Source organism: Leisingera sp. ANG-Vp (assembly GCF_000813725.1).
Lineage (GTDB): Bacteria > Pseudomonadota > Alphaproteobacteria > Rhodobacterales > Rhodobacteraceae > Leisingera.
In genome coordinates this window covers 1-19,444 of the sequence record NZ_JWLD01000052.1, presented here as the reverse complement: position 1 = coordinate 19,444, position 19,444 = coordinate 1, and the positions used below count along the sequence as shown (strand labels likewise).

Sequence of the window (19,444 nt, the reverse complement as noted above, 5' to 3'; positions counted from 1 at the left end):
AACGCCTCCTCAGGACAAGGCGCCCAGCCGCGCTTTCAGTTCCAGGAGATCCGCCCAGGCCATCCGCTTCTGATGCGGCTGGCGCAGAAGGTAGGCCGGGTGGAACATCGGCATGACCGGTTTACCCCAGGCCTGGTCCCAGTTGCCGCGCAGCCGGGTGATCCCGCGTTTCCCAAGCACGGCCTGGCAGCTGATATTGCCCATCAGAACCAGGATATCCGGCTCTGCCAATGCCACATGCCGCTCCAGGAACGGTGTCAGCATGGCAATTTCCACCGGCAGCGGATCGCGGTTCTGCGGCGGCCGCCAGGGCAGGACGTTGGTGATATAGACGCTCTCTGCGCGGCTGAGGCCGATCGCCTCCAGCATCCTGTCCAGAAGCTGCCCGGCGCGGCCGACAAAGGGTTTTCCCTGCAGGTCTTCGTCCCGGCCCGGCGCTTCGCCGATGATCATCACCCGCGCGCCCGCCTGCCCGTCCGAGAACACCAGATTGCGCGCACCGCGCTTCAGATCGCAGTGAGTGAAACCGTCCATAGCATCGCGCAAGGCCGGCAGCGAGGCAGCACCCTTGGCAGCCTTTTTGGCGACGTCAACGGGATCAATTTCCTTGGGTTTGGGCGGCGGTGCCGGCGCAGCGCCCGGTTTCGGCTTGGGCGCTGCCTGCTCCAGCGCATAGCGGTCGACAGGCTCGTCGCACAGCGCCTCGGTGGCGCCAAGCTCAACCTGCCACTCCAACAGCGCCTTGGCGCTCCAGTAATCCAATGCCGATTCCATGCGCCCAAGCTACCCCGCCCGCCGGGCAAGCGGAACACCTCCCCTTTCATCTTGCTGCAAATACTCAAATTCCCCGGCCTGCGGCGCAGCAGGCCGTTGCCCGCCCTGCACACCCCGCCTATAAGAGCCCGCAAATCAAGCGGAGCTGCCCCATATGTCCTTCGAACACCGCCACCTGCTTGGCATCGAACCGCTGAAGCCGCATGAGATCACCGCGATCCTCGATCTGGCTGACGACTATGTGGCGCTGAACCGCCGCCCGGAGAAACACTCCGACGTGCTGGCGGGGCTTACCCAGATCAACATGTTCTTCGAGAACTCCACCCGCACCCAGGCCAGTTTCGAGCTGGCTGGCAAGCGGCTGGGCGCCGATGTGATGAACATGGCGATGCAGGCGTCGTCGATCAAAAAGGGCGAAACCCTGATCGACACTGCGATGACGCTGAATGCGATGCACCCGGACCTCTTGGTGGTGCGGCACCCGCATTCCGGCGCTGTCGACCTCTTGGCGCAGAAGGTGAACTGCGCGGTGCTGAATGCCGGCGACGGCAAGCATGAGCACCCGACCCAGGCGCTGCTGGACGCACTGACCATCCGCCGCTCCAAGGGGCGCCTGCACCGGCTGAACATCGCGATCTGCGGCGATATTGCCCATAGCCGCGTCGCACGGTCGAACCTGATCCTGCTCGGCAAGATGGAAAACCGCATCCGCCTGATCGGCCCGCCGACCCTGGTGCCCGGCCAGTTCGCCGAGTTCGGAGCCGAGATTTATGACGACATGCGCGAAGGCCTCAAGGACGTGGACGTGGTGATGATGCTGCGGCTGCAGAAGGAACGCATGGACGGCGGCTTCATCCCCTCGGAGCGCGAATACTACCACCGTTACGGGCTGGACGCCGACAAGCTGGCGCAGGCCAAGCCCGATGCCATTGTCATGCATCCCGGCCCGATGAACCGCGGGGTTGAGATTGACGGGACGCTGGCGGACGACATCAACCGCTCGGTCATTCAGGAGCAGGTCGAGATGGGCGTTGCCGTGCGGATGGCCGCGATGGACCTCCTGGCCCGCAACCTGCGCGCCGAGCGCCAGGCCAAAGCAGGCTGAGCCGGTTGGAAGGTGTCATCCATATCCCGGCAGGCGAACGCGGCGTAATCCGGCTGTTTGCGCTTGAAATGCGGCCGGAGCAGGCGGCGTTCCTGAAAGAGCCCGGCGCGCTGGCGCAGGTATTGGGCATTGAAACGCTGGACATGGATCAGGCGGAGGTCTTCCCGGTCTCCGATCTGGAGGACATCGGCCTGACCGGCTACCTGACGGAAGGCTGCGGCGTGCCGCGGGTGCAGGTCGAGGAAGACCGCGAGATGCTGCGAGGGCTCGAGGGCCACGTGCTGCTGATCCGTTCCCGCGCCTTTGATGGCAAGGAGGTGCGGCTAACCCCGGCGGAGCAGATCGTGCTCAAAGGCACCTATGGCGAGCGCCGGACCAATTGGAGCGCCGCGCCTGCAAGCGCCGAAAGCGCCAAACCCTATTCTGCGCCGAAGCTCTCCCCGCGCCAGGCCCGCGCGCAGGCCCGCCGCATCGGGGCCACGTTGTTTACTGTGGTCATGACCCTGATTGCGCTTTTGATCTGGGCGCTGGTGTTCTGATGGAGGAAACCTCTTTCACGCCGGACCGCCGCGCCTATGTCCGGGCGCATGCCTGGATGGCGGCGGTTGGCATGGGCGGTGCGATGGCCCTGCTGTGGGCTATCGGCAGCCCGCATATCTGGACCGGCGCTGTTGGCGGGCTGGCCGCAATCGGCCTGCGCGGCTGGTACATGGCCAGCGAAGAGCTGGCCGTGGTCTGGACCCTGACCAAGGAAACCCTGACAGGCCCTGCCGGGCGCTCAGTTCAGGTCAGCCAGATTGAAGCTGTCAAGACCATGGGCAGCTACGTGCAGGTCATCACCAAAAGCGGCGACAAGCACCTGATCAAATACCAGGCCGACCCGGCCGCGACCCTCAACGCAATTGAAAGAGCCAAGGCATGACCACTCTGTTCACCAATGCCCGCCTGATCGACCCGGAAGCAGGCACCGAAACGCCCGGCGCTGTTCTGGTCCGGAACGGGCGGATCGCGGCGGTTGAGAAAAATGCTGCCAGCCCTGAACAGCTGCTGGCCGCGCATGGCGTCAAGCCGGAAGAGGCCGCCATTCAGGACTGCGGCGGCAAGTGCCTGGCGCCGGGGATTGTCGACATCGGCGTCAAGGTCTGCGAGCCCGGCGAACGGCACAAGGAAAGCTATAAGTCCGCGGGCCTTGCGGCGGCGGCGGGCGGTGTCACCACCATCGTTACCCGCCCCGATACCGCGCCTGCAATCGACAGCCCGGAAACGCTGGAGTTTGTCACCCGCCGCGCCCAGGCCGACACACCAGTGAACGTGCTGCCGATGGCGGCGCTGACCAAGGGCCGCGAGGGCCGTGAGATGACCGAGATCGGCTTCCTGATGGATGCCGGCGCAGTGGCCTTTTCCGACTGCGACCACGTGGTGGCCAATACCAAAGTGTTTCAGCGTGCGCTGACTTATGCCCGTTCCTGCGGTGCTTTGGTTATCGCGCATCCGCAGGAGCCGGTTCTGAGCAAGGGCGCCGCCGCCACCAGCGGCAAATTCGCAGCCCTCTATGGCCTGCCTGCGGTGTCGCCGATGGCGGAGCGGATGGGGCTGGACCGCGACATTGCACTGCTGGAGATGACCGGCGCCAGGTACCATGCCGACCAGATCACCACAGCGCGCGCCCTGCCCGCGCTGGAACGCGCCAAGGCCAACGGGCTGGATATCACCGCGGGCACCTCGATCCATCACCTGACGCTGAATGAACTGGACGTGGCCGGCTACCGCAGCTTCTTCAAGGTGAAGCCGCCGCTGCGCTCCGAAGACGACCGGCTGGCGGTGGTTGAGGCGGTTCGCTCGGGGCTGATCGACATCATCTCCTCGATGCACACGCCGCAGGACGAGGAAAGCAAGCGGCTGCCGTTTGAAGAAGCCGCCGCCGGCGCGGTGGCGCTGGAGACGCTGCTGCCGGCGGCGCTGCGCCTGTACCATGCGGAGCTCTTGGATCTGCCCGCCCTGTTCCGCGCCATGTCACTGAACCCGGCAAAGCGCCTGGGGCTGGAAGGCGGCCGTCTTGAGGCAGGCGCGCCCGCGGATCTGGTCCTGTTCGACGCAGACGTGCCTTTTGTGCTGGACCGTTTCAAGCTGCGTTCGAAATCGCAGAACACCCCCTATGACGGCCAGCGGATGCAGGGCCGGGTCGAGGCGACATTTGTGGCGGGCGAACCCGTTTACCGGAGGGACTAATGCCAGTACTCGAAAGCTCTGCCGCGGTTCTGATCCTGTGGGCGGTGATCGGCTATGGCCTGGGGTCCGTGCCCTTTGGCATGGTGGTCACCAAGGCGTTCGGGCTGGGCAATCTGCGCGAAATCGGCTCGGGCAATATCGGCACCACCAACGTTCTGCGCACCGGCAGCAAGGCCGCCGCGGCACTGACACTGCTTTTGGATGGCGGCAAGGGCGCGGCGGCGGTGCTGCTGGCCCGCTTTCTGGCCGGCGAGGATGCAGCGCAGATGGCCGGCCTGATGTCCTTCCTCGGCCATTGCTTCCCGGTCTGGCTGGGGTTCAAGGGCGGCAAGGGCGTGGCGACCTTCCTGGGCCTGATGCTGGCGCTGGCCTGGCCGGTGGGCATCGCCTGCTGCCTGACCTGGCTGGCAGCAGCGGCGATCAGCCGGATCTCCTCGATGGGCGCGCTGGTCTCAGCCGCCTCGGGCGCGGTCTGGGCTTTTGTGCTGGGCTATCAGCAAGCCGCCCTGCTGGCGATGCTTCTGGCAGCGGTGGTCTATATCCGCCACTCAGCCAATATTGCCCGCCTGCGGGCAGGCACCGAGCCGCGGATCGGCCAGAAATGAGCCCTGAAGGCGGGCTGGATGCGTTTCTGGCCGCCTTTGACGCACTGCCGCTGGGCGGTTTCACCGGAGCTGCTAACGGGCGCAAGTACACCGTCACCCGCGAAAACCTGGCAGGCGGCAAAGCCCAGAAGCTGGTGGCCCGCGAGCTGGGCGGCACGGATTACATCAGCCTCAACCTCTACCGGCTGGACTCCGGCGCGCTGCTGAAACCCTGCGAGATGCCGGAGGAGAAAGTGATCCGCTTCGTGCTGGGGCTGGAGGTTACGGGATAAGCCGCTCCAGGGCGCGGCCGTTGGCCCAGGTGCCGTGCAGCTCGCCGCTGGGCATCCGCACATAAACCACCGGATGCGTCTGCCCCCAATCGACCCAAACCACATCGCCGTTGCGCGAGCCATTGCCCGAGTAGCTTTGGCCGGCGATGCTCCATTGCATCTGCACGCTGCCGCCGCTGTCCTGGATCTGCACGGTGCCGGTATAGCTGCTGCCGTCAGGATTGCGGCCTTCGGCCCGGTAAACGCCGCTGACGCTTTGCGCAAAGGCCGGGAGCGCGGCCGCGGTGAAAACGGCTGCAATCCCAGCCAGGAAACCGCGGCTGGCGGAAAGTGATCCTGTCATCCTCAACTCCATGTTACCTACTGCCATACTGGCTGGAGAAAAACCGCCTGTCACCCGTTCTGCGCAGGAATGCACAGGCTGCCATGGCCTGGCGCACATTCAAATTGAGTTGTTTTGAACGTGATCAACCGGCTCTCCACATGGGTTCCGTGACCCGCAGCATACCGCGGCACACATGGTGAAACGCCGGCCGGGCAAGCAATTCGGAACACCCTGGCCGGGATTTGAAAGGACGGGACCCATGAACAAAGTAAAGGCACTGATCAGCGGTGTGGCTCTGTCGGTTGCGATGGCAACCTCGGCACTGGCGGCAGGCGTTGAGATCAACGCATCCTCCACCGGCCTGGCAATGCAGGGCTATGACCCGGTCGCATATTTCACAGACGGTGCCCCCACCAAGGGCAGCTATAAAATCACAACTGTTTTCAATGACGCAACCTACCGCTTTGCTTCGGAAGAGCACAAAGCGGCCTTTGAGAAGAATCCCGAAGCCTACCTGCCGGCCTACGGCGGCTACTGCGCCTTTGGCACCGCAATGGGCTTCAAGTTCGACGGCGACCCGAACCACTGGAAGATCGTCGACAACACCCTGTACCTGAACCTGTCGGCTGACATCCAGGAACGCTGGGAAGGCGACATCCCGGGCTTTGTGCAGAACGCCAACGTCAACTGGGAAGACATCGCCGACAAGACCCCGGCGGAGCTGCAGGCGCAGTAAGGCATTAGCCGCCACTCAAATGCGAACAGCCGGCGGCGGGGCAACCTGCCGCCGGTTTTTCTTTGTCTTGACACGACTCGGATTTTCCAATTTTCTGTCATTACAGAAATTTCAGGATACCGTGATGAAACTGACCCCCGCGATGCAGAACTTTATCCTTCACTGGGGCGAGATGGGCACCCGCTGGGGGGTGAACCGTTCCGTCGCGCAGATCCATGCGCTGCTGCATATCGCCTCTGATCCGATGACCGCGGATGAGATCTGCGAGGTGCTGGGGCTGGCACGGTCCAACGTCTCCAACGGGCTGAAAGAGCTGCAGGCGCAAGGGCTGGTCAAGGTGAGCCGCCAGCTGGGCGACCGGCGCGATCACTTCACCTCGATCCGCGACATGTTCGATCTGGTGGACGCGGTGATTGCGGCGCGGCGCGAGCGCGAGTTTGCCCCCACTCTGCGGGCCCTGGACGCGGTGATGCAAGAGGCGGAGGGCGACAGCACCCCCAAGGCGGTCAAGGAGCGCATGGGTGAGACACTGCGGGTGATGCGGATGTTTGACGACTGGTATGCAGACTTCTCCCGCCTGCCCCGTTCGGTGCACCTGGCGGTGCTGAAGCTGGGCGCCAAGGTGGCGCGGTTCCTGCCTGGCGGCAAACAGACGGAATGAGTGCGGGCCTGCAGCGGCCCTGGTGGAAAAAATTTTGCGAGGAAATTTCTCTCATGACAGAAATAACTGCAATAACTGGATGCCCGCTGTTTCCCAGAGCTCATGCCAAACGGCATCTGATCGACCCGGTTGCCTTTGGGATCGCCATGGCCGGAGGCCCCCTGCTGACTGGAACTCTGGGCTTCCCGCTGATCCTTCCGGTGATAGCCGCGGCACTGGGAGGCCCTGTTTACCTGGCCGTCGGGGTGCCGGTGATGCTGATCGTGATGCCGCTGCACAGATATTCGGCAAGCGGCTGGGCAGGTTTGGCACTGATCGTGCACGCAGCTGTTTTTCTAACAATCCTAACTCTGTCTGAAGCCATGGGCGCCTCTACCGAGTTGCCTGCCATCTTCTTTATTTTCGGACTGGTTTTCGCCCCTCTGTGGGGCGCGGTGAGCGGCCTGCTCTATCGCTGGCTCGAACGCGATTTCTACAAACAGACCATTTGACCTGGAAAGGAACACATCATGCTGATTGAAATCGGAATCTACCTGGGGTTTGGCGTGCTGATGCTGCTGGCGATGGTGCTGATGATCCTGCGGATCGGGAGCTTGCTGGGCGACTGCCCGCAGTCCGGGCGCGCCGCCAGGGCGGGTGCTGTCACCATCGCCACAGGCTATGCCATGGTTGGTCTTGGCGGCGTCATCCTGATCGGTGCCGCGATCCCGCTTCTGGACATGGATACCCTTGGCTTGCTGCCTGCGCTTGGTCTCGCGGCAATCTGCCTTGGCCTCGGGTTCTCCCACGCGGTTGCCACCCTGCGGGCAGTGGTCCGGGAAGCCTTGCAAGGCGGCCAGCGCCCGCAATCCTCCAAGCCTGAACCGCAAGACGCGGCTGAACAGCCTGCCTGAACCTCCCGCCGCAAAGGAGACCGCCATGTGCCCGCCTGTTTCCCGTGAATCGGCGCCCCGCAATGTGGACTGGCAGGATCTGCTGCCAGTCACCCGCCGCCAGCGCTGGGGGGAGCTGACCTTGCCGCTGCCCTGGCTGATCCTGTCCTGGGTCCTCTATGCCTCCCCGCTCTGGCCGCTGGGGGCGGCGGGCAGCTTCATGTTCTTCCTCTGCGCGCTGCGGCTGAATCACGAGGCGATCCACGGCAACCTGGGCCTGCCGCGCCAGGGCGATATCGCCGTGCTGCATATCCTCAGCGCCCTGATGTGCGGCTGCAACTGCTCGGTTGCTTGGAGCCACATGCAGCATCACCGCCATTCCATGGGACCCGGTGACATCGAGGGGCATTGCGGCCATATGACAGCATGGGAAGTGCTGCGCTACGGGCCGCGGTTTCCGGTCGATCTGATCCGGAACTGCTGGCAGCAGGGCGGCGCGAAATGGCGCCGGCGGATGCTGCGCGACGGGCTGTGCGTGGCGCTTGCCGCCGGGCTAATCCTGTGGAGCGGCCAGCGCTTGCTGCTGCTGCACCTGGCGGCGATGGCTGCGGCGCAATGCATGACCGCCTTTTTCGCGGTCTAGATCACCCATCAGGGCACCGGCTCCTCGGGCCTGGCCGCGCGCAGCCAGCGCGGGGTTCTGGCCAAGGCGGCCTATCTGATGTTCTACCACCGCGAGCACCACCTGTTCCCCAAAGTGCCGGTGAGCCGCCTGCCGGAACTGGCCGGGCGGCTGGACGCCCAGGTGCCCGGCTATGCCGCCAGCCGCCTTCCCGTGGTGTCTTGGCTGGACCGGCGCTGATATCCTGTTTCCGCCTTCGGCGCGCCACAATCAGGCCCGGTTTTCAGCGCAACTCAAGGGAGATTTTTTTGACAGCAGGTTTCCGATGATTGCCCGCATTCTTGCCCCTTTTGAAAGCTTTGCATTCAAGTTCCTCGACTTTGACGGCCGCGCCACCCGATTTGAGTACTGGTGCGTTATCCCTATAATTTGGCTCCTCATTTTTCTGATGCTGCCAGGTGACGCACAGGAGATTTGGGCGCATCTGTCCCGCCGTGAAGTGCCGCCGCTGAACCCGTTCCACTATGGCTCCCCTGGGTTGTTTCTGTTCACCTTCATCCCGCGGCTGTCGCTGACCGTGCGCCGCCTGCACGATGCCGGGCGCAGCGGCAAATGGGCCAAGCTACCCTTCAGCGCGGTGTCGCTGGGGCTGATCATGAGTTTTGGCTTCCTGACCACAGCAGGGACAAGCGACCCCGGCAGCATAAGCGGCGGGCTGCTGATTGACGGCGCGGTGCTTGCTTCGGTATCCGGCGGCTTCTGGGAGGCGCTGTTCAACCTGGCAGCTGCCGCCAATGCGATGAACTGGGACGCTGTGCTAAGCGAGCTGCTCGGCGTTGCCTCACAGGCGGACCCGGGCGCCGCGCTGAAGCAAACCCGGGACCTGACGGCACATGATCCGATGCTCGGGTTTCAATTCCTGTTTTTTTCCGTGTTCTTCGGGCTGGGACCCTTTATTGCGCTGCTGCTGCATCTCTATTTCATGCTGCTGCCGTCGGAGCGGGGCGAAAACGCCTATGGCTCCGCTCAGAACCAGCCTGCGCTGCAAGGAGCAGGAAACGGCAGGGGCAGCGCCTTCGCGGGCTATACTTATCTGCAAAAGCGCTCAGCCGAAGAGGAACTGCAGTTGCAGGCCGCCCGCAAGGCTCAGGTTAAGGAACTCTACAAGACCCGGGTGCTGGGCGGCGCGGGGCGTTAGCCTGTGAAGGCCGGCTGCACCTGGTTGCGGCCGCCGTTCTTGGCTGCATAGAGCGCCTCATCCGCATCGCGCAGCACTGCTTCGACCGGGCGGCTGCCGTCGTGATACCCAAGGCCGATGGAAACTGTGCACAGCAATCCTTCGGCGCCGACTGAAAGCGGCCGGGCCCCAATGGTGCGACGGATCGCTTCCGCTGTTTCCGCGGCCGCAGTCAGGGGCACGTCCGGCAGACAGGCAACAAATTCCTCGCCGCCAAACCGCGCTGCAATACCGCCAGGCTGAACGCCATCCTTCAGAACACTGGCGACAAAGCGGATCACCTCGTCCCCGGCCTGGTGGCCATGGGTGTCATTGATCGACTTGAACCTGTCGATATCCGCAAGCAGGAAACTGCCCTGAAACTCGCTGCCCAGCCCGGCAATCAAGCGGAAGAAATGGTCACGGCTGTAGAGCGAGGTCATCTGGTCATGCGCTGCGAGATGCAGCAGTTTTTCGTTCAGGATATGAATTTCCAGAAGCCTGCAGGCCGCCCAATAGGACGCCAGCGGTGCAATCAGAAGCGGCGCCAGCGTCGAAGGCACCAATGACGCTCGGGTGAGACCTTCAGGGGCAGTCAGCGAAGTCACCAGCCAGGAAACCGCCAGCGAAATCATGGTTACAGATGCAACGAAATACCATTTCTGGCTCTTGCTTCGAATTGCCAGCATAAAAGCCCCGTAAAAGTCCCCCGGGACCACTGTGCCGTAAGAAATTCAGGTAAGACAATACGTCTTTCGTATAGGCCCTGCACTTTCGGAAGGGCGGCCGCCCATGTCAGCCTGGCCGGCCGGCACGGAACTTCGCCTCGGATGAGACTAAGGTCTTGGCCTGCCCCACTGGAGTACTGTTGTGGCTCAGCCAAGAAGTGCTTAGCGATGCGGTACCGGGTACAGGGTGCTGGTCAGGACGCCGGTTCCGGCCAATCCGGGAAATGCGGATCCGGCTCAGTACCAGCCATCCGGTTGAAACTGTTGGTGAAATGGCAATGAGCAATCTCGGCCACGATGGCCACCAGCTGTCCGTCGTCAAACCCGTCGGCATGGGCCTGGGCCAATTCCGCATCGCTGAGCCGGCCGCCGGTCTCAACCAGCCGCCGGGTCAGGTGCTGCAGCCGGGCCGGACGGCTGCCCCCTTCCAGCAAGTCGCCCCGGGCAATCCGGCGGATCATATCCATATCGATGCCACGGGCCTCGGCCATGCCCAGATGGGCCGGCACGCAGTAATGGCAGCCGTTCTGCACCGCCATGTCCATGCAGATGACCTCGCGGTCCTCAGCCGACAGCCCGCAGTTGTCCAGCGCCGCCCAGAACGACAGAAACCCCTCCAGCACTGCCGGGTTATGGGCCATCGCATCCGAGATGTTCAGCCTGCGTCCCCACATTTTGGCGACCCGGGCCTGGGCCGCCGCCTGGTCCGGGGTCTCCGCGTCCTTGGCGACTGCCGGGATCCTCTGCATCAGTAGGCGAACTCGCCGTAGATACGGCTGAGGTCTTCGCCCCAGGCACCATTGTAGCGCTCCAGCAGTTCGTCAGCCGGAACCTTGCCGCTGTCGAGGCTGTCTTTCAGCGCATTGAGGAAATGGGTCTCATCCGGGACCAGCCCGCCGGCGCCCGGCTTGTGCCGCGCCTTCAGCCCGCTTTCCGAGATTGCCACGACTTCGCGGGCCAGCTCGTGCATGCTGATACCGTTCACCTTGGCCTGCAGCCCCTGCTCGGAGGCCGCAACACGCAGGGCGTCGCGGGTCTCCGCGTCCCAGCCCTTGACCAGATCCCAGGCGGCGTCCAGCGCGCTCTGGTCATAGGTCAGGCCGACCCAGAAGGCCGGCAGCGCGCAAAGGCGGCGCCACGGGCCGCCGTCGGCACCGCGCATTTCGATGAACTTCTTGATGCGGGCCTCGGGGAAGATAGTGGTCAGGTGGTCGGCCCAGTCTGACAATGTCGGGGTCTCGCCCGGCAGAGCCGGCAGCTCGCCCTTCAGGAAGTCGCGGAAGGACATGCCCAGCGCGTTGATGTACTCGCCGTTGCGGTAGACGAAATACATCGGCACATCGAGGGCATATTCGACCCAGGCTTCAAACCCGAAGCCCTCTTCGAACACAAACGGCAGCATGCCGGTGCGGTCGGCGTCCAGATCGCGCCAGACGCGGGCGCGCCAGGACTTATGGCCGTTGGGCCTGCCGTCCAGGAACGGCGAATTGGCAAACAGCGCGGTTGCCACCGGCTGCAGCGCCAGCGCCACCCGCAGTTTCTGCACCATGTCGGCTTCAGACGAGAAGTCGAGGTTCACCTGCACGGTGCAGGTGCGGCGCATCATGGTGGTGCCCATGGTGCCGACCTGCTGCATGTAGCCGTCCATCAGCTTGTAGCGGCCCTTGGGCATCAGCGGCATGTCTTCATGCTTCCAGATGGGCGCAGCGCCCAGACCGATGAAGCCGACGCCGATCTTATCGGCGATGTCCTTGACGTCGCGCAGGTGGGCATTCACCTCGTCGCAGGTCTCGTGAATGGTTTCCAGCGGCGCGCCGGACAATTCCAGCTGCCCGCCCGGCTCCAGCGAGATATTGGCGCCGTCCTTGGTCAGGCCGATGAGGTTATCGCCTTCGGTCAGCGGCGCCCAGCCGTGGCCGTCGCGCAGGCCCTCAAGCACCGCCAGAATCGAGCGTTCGCCAGCATAGGGCAGCGGCTTCAGCGTGTCCTTGCAATAGCCGAACTTCTCATGCTCGGTGCCGATGCGCCAGTCTTCCTTGGGCTTGCAGCCGTCGGCAAGATATTCGGCAAGCTGTTCATGGCGTTCGATCGGCCCGCCGCCGGACTGGGGAATGGACATGCCTGGCACTCCGTCCTGTTAGGTCTGTCTTGAAGGGTCAGTGGTGGGCGGAATCACCGCCAGTGTCAATGCAGCCTGTGATGATCCGGCCGGCTCGAGGAACGCTCCCAGATCACGACCTGGTGAGGGCCGCGGCGGCGCAACTCGCTGAGCATACGCTCGGTTTTCAGCCCCGGCAGGGCGGCAAAGACATCAAACAGCGCCTCATAGCCTTCGGCATTAACGGGGATTGCCAGCGGCGGCTGGCCGGGCTGCTCCAGCAGCCAATGCGGCGGTTTGGCGGATTGATCCAGCGCCAGCCGCTCCAATTCCGAGGCAGCGACAGCCCCGCCGGTCAGAGGCCCGAAATAGGCGATCTGCCCCTCGTCCACCTGCACCACGCCCGGACCGCTGGTGCCGCGGCGGAAGCGCATCCGCTGGGCGCCGATGATGGCAGTGACCAGGCCGGTGGCCACCAGAGCCCAGCCGGTGATGGCGGTAAAACCCACGGCGGAATACGCCCACTTCAGCCCCAGCAGGAACATCATCACCGCGGCAATCACTTCACGCCAGCGCCACAGCTGGGCGCGGGCCTCGGGGCGGATGAAACTCATAGGTCTCGCCTCATTGCAAACTTCCGGCAGACAGCGGTGCCTGCCCTGCCCTCCTATGTGTGGGGCCCGCGCAGCGGATGCAATGGCAGAAGCGGCAATTGCCCCTGTTGCAGGCCGCTAGCCGCCGGCCGTTACCGGAGCACTGAACTCGACAAGGCGGTAATCGCCAATCCGTTCGAAGCCAAGTTTCTGATAGGCCCGGATCGCCGCGGTGCCGGAGGCAAACAGGATGGCTTCCTGCACGCCCTCCTCATGCGCTTCGGCAAGGTGCAGCGCCACCGCGCGGCGGGCAAAGCCGCGGCTGCGCTGGCCCGGCGGCGTGTAGACGCCGCCGATCTGCACCGTTTCCGGCAGCACGGCGTTGAAGGCGGTCATTGCGACCGGCAGCCCGCCCAGTTCCAAGATGCGGCCGCGGCCGCTGTCCACCAATGCCTCGGCCCGGGCCGTGGAGCGCTGGCGGATTTCCGGCAGGTCGGCAGAGCCAAAAATTTCCTTGTCATAGGCATGGCGCCATTCGGTGATCAGCGGCACGTCCTCAGCGTGCATCGGGCGCAGGGTGCTGCCGCCGGAAGGCATCTGCAAGTCCTTGAGTTTCAGCCGGAAATGCGGCTCTGCGTCAGAGAATCCTATCTGGCTGCGGTCCAGCTCCAGCGCCGCCAGCAGCGCCTCGGCCTTCCCGGCCTCGCCGGTGAGCGCCGAAATCTGCCGCCCGGCCAGCACCTGGCGCAGCGCAGGCCCGTCTTCAGCTGCGAACTCCGGTGCCTCGAACATGAAATAGCCCGCTTCGGTCAGGCCGAACACACCGGAGATCCCGTCATCGCGCTCGCTCAGCCACACCGTGGTGGCCTTGGGGCTGCCGGTGGCGTTCAGCCCGTAGTCGCGCAGATTGCCGGACAGGAACATGGACGTCGCCGCACGCGGCGCCAGGAATCCCTCGATGGCCTGCAAATCCCCCTGTGACGCCTTGCGAATCATCGTGCCCTCCATGAATTGATCCAGCTCCTGCATTGCCGCCGGAAAGGCAGGCCCATGCCGAGCATGTGATGGCGGCAGGGCCGTTTCAACTCCGGGTTGCGGTCAATTTAGCAGGAATTGGTTTCCAGACTCTGAGCAGGCCGGAACTGAGATCTCGAAAGCCACGGCTCAATCGTTCGGGCTACCGCTTCTGACAACACCAGCATAAGGGGCTTTAATCGCTTCAAACTGCATCGAGGAACAGTCCAGAAGAAGCTCGCGCCCAGCGGCAGTCTTGCGGAAAAGCCTGGCGCCGCTGCATTCATAGCATTCCAGCAAGCTGGAAATTTTACCGCGCTTCTCCTCGACTTCATCTCTCAATGCTGCCTGGCTTTCGTAAGAAACACCTGCGTACTTATGGTTCATACAGTGAAACCAGTTTTTCCGCATGGTATCCTGCTTTAGCCCGCAACTCAGCTCAATCACCCCAGCGTCACTCATCGTATGGCGAAATGTCAGTGTTTCCGGGTCCAGAAAATACCCGCCAGCTTCTAAATCGAGCAGCCCAGTACGGAATTCCAGAGCCGTGAAATAGGGTGCGATGCTTAAAGCCGTGAAGACATCAGGTGTACCTCTGTGCATCGCGCTGTAGATAAAGTACTTGCCGTCGGGGGACAAAGCACAGGCAGTTTCAAAGACCCTTGTCTTAACCCATTGCCCCGGTGAAAATTTATCTCCGTCTGTATCCCACGCAATCAGCCGGTACAGGCTATTTTTAGCGCGGTAGAGTACGGCCGCTGACGAATTTTCCGCCGCAAAGAACAGATGCAGTTCGCGGCGCGGTTCATCCATTACCAGTCACCGAGCACCTGCTGCCACAGCGTCATCGCCGCCACCGCTGCGGTGTCGGCACGCAAAATGCGGGGGCCGAGGCTGACCACATGGGACTGCGGCAGCGCATGCAGGCGCTTGCGCTCGTTTGCCGAAAAGCCGCCTTCGGGGCCGATCAGGATCGCCCAAGGCGCGCCAGATTTTGTTTCTGCAGCTAGTTGCAGCGCATTGCCCACCTCGGCCTCGTCGCAGAACATCAGCTGGCGCTCCTGCGGCCAATGGTCCAGCAGGCGCGAGAGCTTCTGCAGCTCGCCGACCTCCGGCACAAAAGTCCCGCCGCATTGCTCGGCCGCTTCCACCGCATGGGCCTGCAGCCGGTCCTGGCGGATGCGCTCGGAGTTGGTGAACTCGGTCTGCACCGGCAGGATGCGGGCAGCGCCCATCTCGGCCGCTTTTTCGACGATGAAATCGGTGCGGGCTTTCTTGATCGGCGCAAACATCAGCCACAGGTCCGGCGGCAGCTGCAGGGGCTTGGCCTGCTCCCGGCACAGCAGCGTTCCGCCGCGTTTGCCAGCCTCGGCGACCTCGGCCAGCCACTCGCCGTCACGGCCATTGAACAGTGCAACCGGGGCGCCAGCGGCCTGCCGCATCACCCCGAACAGATAATGCGCCTGATCACGATCCAAGGGAACCGATTGCCCTGCCCCCAATGGGTGCTCTACATACAGTCTGATTTTTGCACTCATGGGGTCCTACATATGCAAGGCCAGAAGCCAGCGCCAGAGGGTCAGGTCGCAGATGCGGTCAAGGGAAACTGGGTCGACACATATGCCCCGGAATGGACACGGCCCTATCTGCGCCTCAGCCGCGCCGACCGCCCGATCGGCACCTGGCTGCTGCTGATCCCCTGCTGGTGGGGGCTGGCGCTGGCCATCCTGGCCGGCCAGAACCCGCGCTGGGAGGACCTGTGGATTGCCATCGGCTGCGCCGCCGGAGCCTGGCTGATGCGCGGGGCGGGCTGCGCCTGGAATGACATCACCGACCGCAACTTCGACGGCCAGGTCGAGCGCACCCGCTCGCGCCCGATCCCGTCGGGGCAGGTCACGGTCAAGGGCGCGCTGGCCTGGATGGGGCTGCAGTGCCTTCTGGGACTGGCAATCCTGCTGACCTTCAACCAGGCCGCCATTGCCATGGGCGTGCTGTCTCTTTTGCCGGTGGCAGTCTACCCCTTTGCCAAGCGGTTCACCTGGTGGCCGCAGGTGTTTCTGGGCCTGGCCTTCAACTGGGGCGCCATGCTGGCCTGGGTCGCCCATACAGGCTCGCTTGGCTGGCCGCCGGTGCTGTTGTATCTGGCCGGAATCGCCTGGACCCTGTTTTACGACACGATCTATGCCCACCAGGACACCGAGGACGATGCGCTGATCGGCGTGAAATCCACCGCCCGGCTGTTTGGCACCGACACCCCGATGTGGCTGCGCCGGTTCATCGTGCTGAAAGTAAGCCTGATGGCAGTGGCGGTGATCCTGGCGATGCTGGACACGGCTTCGGTGCTGGCGCTGGTGCTCGCCCTGGCCGCCCCCTGGGCCATGGGATGGCATCTGACATGGCAGCTGCGCGTCTTTGACGCGGAAAACAACCAGAGGCTTTTGCAATTGTTCCGCCTCAACCGTGATACCGGCCTGATTCCGCTGATCTTCTTTGGGCTGGCCATGTTCGTGTGATTGAACCGCGCCTTATAGCACGGTATGAGCCGGTAACTTGAACTGGGAATGAGCCGCCATATGCGCTTGTCTTCGCTGTTGATCCCGGGCCTGGCCTTTGCCGCCGCCGCCGGGCTGAGCCTTGTTGCCGCCGGATTCGCCGTAACAGCGGTGGAGCAGGGCACAGAACGCGCCGTGCGCGGCACGCTGGATGACAATGGCTATGGCTGGGCCGAAGTGACTGCGGACGGGCTGCAGGTGCTGCTGGAAGGCACCGCGCCGGATGAGGCCACCCGGTTTTCGGTGAAATCGCTGGTCGGCACGGTGGTGGATGCCGCCCGGATCCTTGATGGCATGGAGGTGCCGCCGGCGGACGGGCTGGCACCGCCCCGGTTCTCGGCAGAGATTCTGCGCAATGACCGCGGCATTTCCATCATTGGCCTGATCCCCGCAGATGCAGGCCGCAGCACCCTGGTTGCCGACCTGGTCGAACTGGCCGGTGCCGGCAATGTCGCCGACCTGCTGGAAACGGCGAAGTACGAGACACCCGAAGGCTGGCCGGAGGCGATGGCCTTCGCCGTTGAGGCCCTGAAACTGCTGCCGCGGGCCAAAATCTCGGTTTCAGCCGGCGAGGTATCGGTCACTGCGATTTCCGACAGCAGCGGCGCCAAGGCACGGCTGGAGGAACAGCTCGGCCGCAAGGCGCCTCCCGGGCTGCGCCTGGCCCTGGACATTGCCGCGCCGCGCCCTGTGATCACCCCGTTTACGCTGCGGTTCCTGCTGGATGGGGATGGCGCCTCATTCAACGCCTGCTCTGCCGAAAGCGAGGAAAGCCGCGACCGCATCCTGGCGGCTGCCCGGGCTGCAGGCCTGCAGGGTGAGGCCGATTGCGTGATCGGCATGGGCGTGCCCTCGCCCAACTGGGCAAAGGCTGCTGAGCAGAGCATTGCAGCCCTGGCCCAGCTGGGCGGCGGTTCCGTGACCATTGCAAACGCCGACATTACCCTGGCGGCCGCCGAGGGCACAGAAGATGCCCTGTTCGACCACGTGGTCGGCGAGCTGGAAAGCGCCCTGCCCCGGGTCTTTGCCCTGCACGCCGTGCTGCCCGTGCCCGAGACGCAGGATGCCGCCGCAGCGCCGGAGTTCACCGCCACCCTCAGCCCCGAAGGCCAGGTGCAGCTGCGCGGGCGGCTGACCGACGCGGCGCTGCGCACGGTTGCAGACAGCTATGCCAAGGCCCGCTTTGGTTCCGGCAACGTGCACACGGCGGCGCGGGTGGCCCCGGGTCTGCCTGCCGATTGGCCGGTGCGGGTGCTGGCCGGGCTGGAGGCGCTCTCTTACCTGCAGCGCGGCGCGGTGCTGGTGACGCCGGACACGCTGGAACTGCGCGGCATGAGCTACAGAAAGGAGACGCCCGCGGAAATCGCCCGTTTCCTGTCAGCCAAACTGGGAGAGGCCGAGACCTACGGGCTCGACATCACCTATGAGAAACCGCCGGAACCCAAAGACAAGCCGCTGCCGCCCGAACTCTGCGAGGCGCAGCTGGCCAGCGCCCAGAGCGACGCCAAGATTGCCTTTGAACCCGGCTCGGCCACCATTGCCGCGCAAAGCGCCGGCACGATGGACCGGATTGCAGAGATTCTGGGCCGCTGCGGCCCGGTCCGGCTGGAGATCCAGGGCCACACCGACAGCCAGGGCCGCGAGGTGATGAACCAGAACCTCAGCCAGGCGCGGGCGCAATCGGTGCTGAACGAACTCAGGGCCCGCCGGGTGGTGACCTCCACATTTGCGGCAAAGGGGTATGGCGAAAGCGAACCGATTGCCGACAACGGCACCGAAGAGGGCCGTGAAGCCAACCGCCGCATCGAATTCAAGCTGATCCGCGCAGCGGCGGCAGCAGAGGCCTCGGAGGCCTCGCCGGAAGATCCCGCCGCCGGGGATGACGCCGCAGAGACAGGCACCGCACAGGAGACACCAGAGGAATGAACAGAACCGAGTTCATCATCACCACCGCGATCATCCTGTTTGCGGCCTTTGCCATGGGCTGGTTTGCCAATTGGCTGGTGCACCGCTTCACCCGGGTCAGGCAAAGCGATGTGGCCGACCTCGACCGGATGAGCCAGGAGCTGCACGAGGCGGAAGAAACCCGCGACCAGGCAATCACCTACCTGCAGCAGCGCGAGGCGGAACTGACCAACCAGCTGACCCAGACCGAAGCGGAACTGCGCGCCGCCATGGAAGGCCTGCGTGAAGCCCGCCGCGAAGCCGAAGAGCTGCGCAGCCAGATCCCGCATTAAGATCCGGCACAGGAGCACTCCCGCGCCTGCAGCACGCACTGGCTGCGCCAGCACGCGCTGAATAGCCTTGGGCATAGCGCCGCGCTTCGCGCGGCGCGGGCGGCTCCCTGACTCCGGCGGGTCAAGGAGGCCGCAGGCCCCGCGAAGCGGCTTGTCCTTGACGCGCGAATCTTCAATTACACTTGAGATGGGCCGGAAGGGGCAAACCTGCCCGTTCAGGCCTTCTCAGCGAACGGAAAACGCCGCGCGAAGCGCGGCGCCGGGCCCAACAGGCGGAAATCATCTTTGATGATTGATCAACTGGCGGGAGCCCACTGCCCTATCGGCACAGATTACCAGCGCTTCAAGGCATCTTCGTCGGCATCCTTGGCGGCCACCCAGTCCGAGCCGCCGCCGGCCAGGATTTCCTTCTTCCAGAACGGCGCTCGGGACTTCAGGTAGTCCATCAGATACTCCGCCGCCTCAAAGGCATCCTTGCGGTGCCGCGCAGCGGTGGCGACCATCATGATCCGCTCCCCAGGCGCCAGGCGCCCGTGCCGGTGGATCACCAGCGCGTCCGCCAGCGACCAGCGTCTCACCGCTTCCTCCGCAATCGCAGTCAGGGCCTTTTCGGTCATGCCCGGGTAATGCTCGATCTCCATCGCCTCGAGCCCGCCCTGATCCGCATCGCGCACCACACCAGTGAAGGTGACGACAGCACCCGCGCCCGCCACTCCGGCCGCAAAGGCATCGCTTTCCGCCCCCAGCTCGAACGGCGCCTCCTGGACAGAAATCCGCATCGCATCAGCCCCCGGTCATCGGCGGG

26 protein-coding genes are annotated in these 19,444 nt (G+C 64.2%); 16 read left to right on the top strand and 10 right to left on the bottom strand.

The window, feature by feature from the left end; all coding sequences use genetic code 11:
- Nucleotides 1–9: 9 nt before the first annotated feature.
- Complete coding sequence (locus RA20_RS17100; RefSeq protein ID WP_039131436.1) at nucleotides 10–774, bottom strand: uracil-DNA glycosylase; 765 nt, start codon at nucleotides 772–774, stop codon at nucleotides 10–12.
- A 154-nt stretch (nucleotides 775–928) separates the two neighbouring features.
- On the opposite strand from RA20_RS17100, the gene RA20_RS17095 reads away from it, so the two are divergent.
- From RA20_RS17095 to RA20_RS17070, 6 genes are read left to right on the top strand one after another with little or no spacing between them, the layout of a single operon-like run.
- Nucleotides 929–1,879 (top strand): aspartate carbamoyltransferase catalytic subunit, encoded by a 951-nt coding sequence (locus RA20_RS17095; RefSeq protein ID WP_039131434.1) that lies wholly within the window; start codon nucleotides 929–931, stop codon nucleotides 1,877–1,879.
- Nucleotides 1,880–1,884: 5 nt separating this feature from the next.
- The gene (locus RA20_RS17090; RefSeq protein WP_039131432.1) at nucleotides 1,885–2,418 is read left to right on the top strand and encodes a hypothetical protein; all 534 of its coding nucleotides are present in this window, start codon (nucleotides 1,885–1,887) and stop codon (nucleotides 2,416–2,418) included.
- Nucleotides 2,418–2,801, top strand: coding sequence for a hypothetical protein (locus RA20_RS17085; protein ID WP_039131429.1), 384 nt, complete (start codon nucleotides 2,418–2,420; stop codon nucleotides 2,799–2,801). Before RA20_RS17090 ends, RA20_RS17085 begins: the two co-directional genes overlap by 1 nt.
- Nucleotides 2,798–4,108, top strand: a complete 1,311-nt coding sequence (gene pyrC, locus RA20_RS17080; protein ID WP_039131426.1) for a dihydroorotase — start codon at nucleotides 2,798–2,800, stop codon at nucleotides 4,106–4,108. The genes RA20_RS17085 and pyrC overlap by 4 nt, the downstream gene beginning before the upstream one ends.
- Nucleotides 4,108–4,713 carry a glycerol-3-phosphate 1-O-acyltransferase PlsY gene (gene plsY, locus RA20_RS17075; protein WP_039131424.1) on the top strand — a complete coding sequence of 202 codons (606 nt, stop codon included), beginning with the start codon at nucleotides 4,108–4,110 and terminating at the stop codon, nucleotides 4,711–4,713. The genes pyrC and plsY overlap by 1 nt, the downstream gene beginning before the upstream one ends.
- Nucleotides 4,710–4,985 carry a hypothetical protein gene (locus RA20_RS17070; RefSeq protein ID WP_039131421.1) on the top strand — a complete coding sequence of 92 codons (276 nt, stop codon included), beginning with the start codon at nucleotides 4,710–4,712 and terminating at the stop codon, nucleotides 4,983–4,985. Before plsY ends, RA20_RS17070 begins: the two co-directional genes overlap by 4 nt.
- Here the strand turns inward: RA20_RS17070 and lfb1 are convergent.
- Nucleotides 4,975–5,328 (bottom strand): LIC10280 family protein, encoded by a 354-nt coding sequence (lfb1, locus tag RA20_RS17065; RefSeq protein WP_039131419.1) that lies wholly within the window; start codon nucleotides 5,326–5,328, stop codon nucleotides 4,975–4,977. The genes RA20_RS17070 and lfb1 overlap by 11 nt on opposite strands.
- Nucleotides 5,329–5,569: 241 nt before the next feature.
- Here lfb1 and RA20_RS17060 point away from each other — a divergent pair, with 241 nt between their 5' ends.
- From RA20_RS17060 to RA20_RS17035, 7 genes are all read left to right on the top strand, one after another.
- Nucleotides 5,570–6,046, top strand: coding sequence for a YHS domain-containing (seleno)protein (locus RA20_RS17060; protein WP_039131417.1), 477 nt, complete (start codon nucleotides 5,570–5,572; stop codon nucleotides 6,044–6,046).
- A gap of 124 nt (nucleotides 6,047–6,170) precedes the next feature.
- On the top strand, nucleotides 6,171–6,707 hold the full coding sequence (locus tag RA20_RS17055; RefSeq protein ID WP_039131414.1) for a GbsR/MarR family transcriptional regulator: 537 nt from the start codon (nucleotides 6,171–6,173) through the stop codon (nucleotides 6,705–6,707).
- Nucleotides 6,704–7,198: a hypothetical protein gene (locus RA20_RS17050; RefSeq protein ID WP_039131412.1), complete on the top strand. Its 495-nt coding sequence runs from the start codon at nucleotides 6,704–6,706 to the stop codon at nucleotides 7,196–7,198. Before RA20_RS17055 ends, RA20_RS17050 begins: the two co-directional genes overlap by 4 nt.
- Before the next feature lie 18 nt (nucleotides 7,199–7,216).
- Nucleotides 7,217–7,600, top strand: coding sequence for a hypothetical protein (locus RA20_RS17045; protein WP_039131410.1), 384 nt, complete (start codon nucleotides 7,217–7,219; stop codon nucleotides 7,598–7,600).
- A 25-nt stretch (nucleotides 7,601–7,625) separates the two neighbouring features.
- On the top strand, nucleotides 7,626–8,222 hold the full coding sequence (locus RA20_RS17040) for a fatty acid desaturase (RefSeq protein ID WP_241482277.1): 597 nt from the start codon (nucleotides 7,626–7,628) through the stop codon (nucleotides 8,220–8,222).
- Nucleotides 8,223–8,441 (top strand): fatty acid desaturase, encoded by a 219-nt coding sequence (locus RA20_RS26345; RefSeq protein ID WP_342586154.1) that lies wholly within the window; start codon nucleotides 8,223–8,225, stop codon nucleotides 8,439–8,441. It abuts the gene before it with no gap.
- 85 nt (nucleotides 8,442–8,526) lie between these two features.
- Nucleotides 8,527–9,399, top strand: coding sequence for a DUF805 domain-containing protein (locus tag RA20_RS17035; protein WP_193748864.1), 873 nt, complete (start codon nucleotides 8,527–8,529; stop codon nucleotides 9,397–9,399).
- On the opposite strand, the gene RA20_RS17030 is transcribed toward RA20_RS17035, so the two are convergent.
- The 7 genes from RA20_RS17030 to RA20_RS17000 form a co-directional block, all read right to left on the bottom strand.
- Complete coding sequence (locus tag RA20_RS17030) at nucleotides 9,396–10,106, bottom strand: GGDEF domain-containing protein (RefSeq protein WP_082018046.1); 711 nt, start codon at nucleotides 10,104–10,106, stop codon at nucleotides 9,396–9,398. The two genes, RA20_RS17035 and RA20_RS17030, sit on opposite strands and share 4 nt — an antisense overlap.
- Nucleotides 10,107–10,339: 233 nt before the next feature.
- Nucleotides 10,340–10,894, bottom strand: coding sequence for a carboxymuconolactone decarboxylase family protein (locus tag RA20_RS17025; RefSeq protein ID WP_052249045.1), 555 nt, complete (start codon nucleotides 10,892–10,894; stop codon nucleotides 10,340–10,342).
- Complete coding sequence (locus tag RA20_RS17020) at nucleotides 10,894–12,264, bottom strand: glutamate--cysteine ligase (protein WP_039131405.1); 1,371 nt, start codon at nucleotides 12,262–12,264, stop codon at nucleotides 10,894–10,896. The genes RA20_RS17025 and RA20_RS17020 overlap by 1 nt, the downstream gene beginning before the upstream one ends.
- A 65-nt stretch (nucleotides 12,265–12,329) precedes the next feature.
- Nucleotides 12,330–12,857: a hypothetical protein gene (locus RA20_RS17015; RefSeq protein ID WP_039131402.1), complete on the bottom strand. Its 528-nt coding sequence runs from the start codon at nucleotides 12,855–12,857 to the stop codon at nucleotides 12,330–12,332.
- Nucleotides 12,858–12,974: 117 nt separating this feature from the next.
- A complete protein-coding gene (locus tag RA20_RS17010) occupies nucleotides 12,975–13,844 on the bottom strand; it encodes a GNAT family N-acetyltransferase (RefSeq protein ID WP_152618534.1) in 870 nt (289 codons plus the stop codon).
- Between the two features lie 156 nt (nucleotides 13,845–14,000).
- The gene (locus RA20_RS17005) at nucleotides 14,001–14,663 is read right to left on the bottom strand and encodes a hypothetical protein (protein ID WP_039131400.1); all 663 of its coding nucleotides are present in this window, start codon (nucleotides 14,661–14,663) and stop codon (nucleotides 14,001–14,003) included.
- A complete protein-coding gene (locus RA20_RS17000; RefSeq protein ID WP_039131398.1) occupies nucleotides 14,663–15,388 on the bottom strand; it encodes a 16S rRNA (uracil(1498)-N(3))-methyltransferase in 726 nt (241 codons plus the stop codon). Before RA20_RS17000 ends, RA20_RS17005 begins: the two co-directional genes overlap by 1 nt.
- Nucleotides 15,389–15,400: 12 nt before the next feature.
- Between RA20_RS17000 and ubiA the strand changes: the two genes are divergently transcribed.
- From ubiA to RA20_RS16985, 3 genes are read left to right on the top strand one after another with little or no spacing between them, the layout of a single operon-like run.
- The gene (gene ubiA, locus RA20_RS16995; protein WP_039131394.1) at nucleotides 15,401–16,363 is read left to right on the top strand and encodes a 4-hydroxybenzoate octaprenyltransferase; all 963 of its coding nucleotides are present in this window, start codon (nucleotides 15,401–15,403) and stop codon (nucleotides 16,361–16,363) included.
- A 60-nt stretch (nucleotides 16,364–16,423) separates the two neighbouring features.
- Nucleotides 16,424–18,328, top strand: a complete 1,905-nt coding sequence (locus tag RA20_RS16990) for an OmpA family protein (protein WP_039131530.1) — start codon at nucleotides 16,424–16,426, stop codon at nucleotides 18,326–18,328.
- A complete protein-coding gene (locus RA20_RS16985; protein ID WP_039131391.1) occupies nucleotides 18,325–18,639 on the top strand; it encodes a hypothetical protein in 315 nt (104 codons plus the stop codon). Before RA20_RS16990 ends, RA20_RS16985 begins: the two co-directional genes overlap by 4 nt.
- A gap of 332 nt (nucleotides 18,640–18,971) precedes the next feature.
- Here the strand turns inward: RA20_RS16985 and RA20_RS16980 are convergent, their stop codons facing one another.
- Entirely contained in the window at nucleotides 18,972–19,418 is a 447-nt protein-coding gene (locus RA20_RS16980; protein WP_039131386.1) for a molybdenum cofactor biosynthesis protein MoaE, read from the bottom strand.
- Nucleotides 19,419–19,444: the final 26 nt, after the last annotated feature.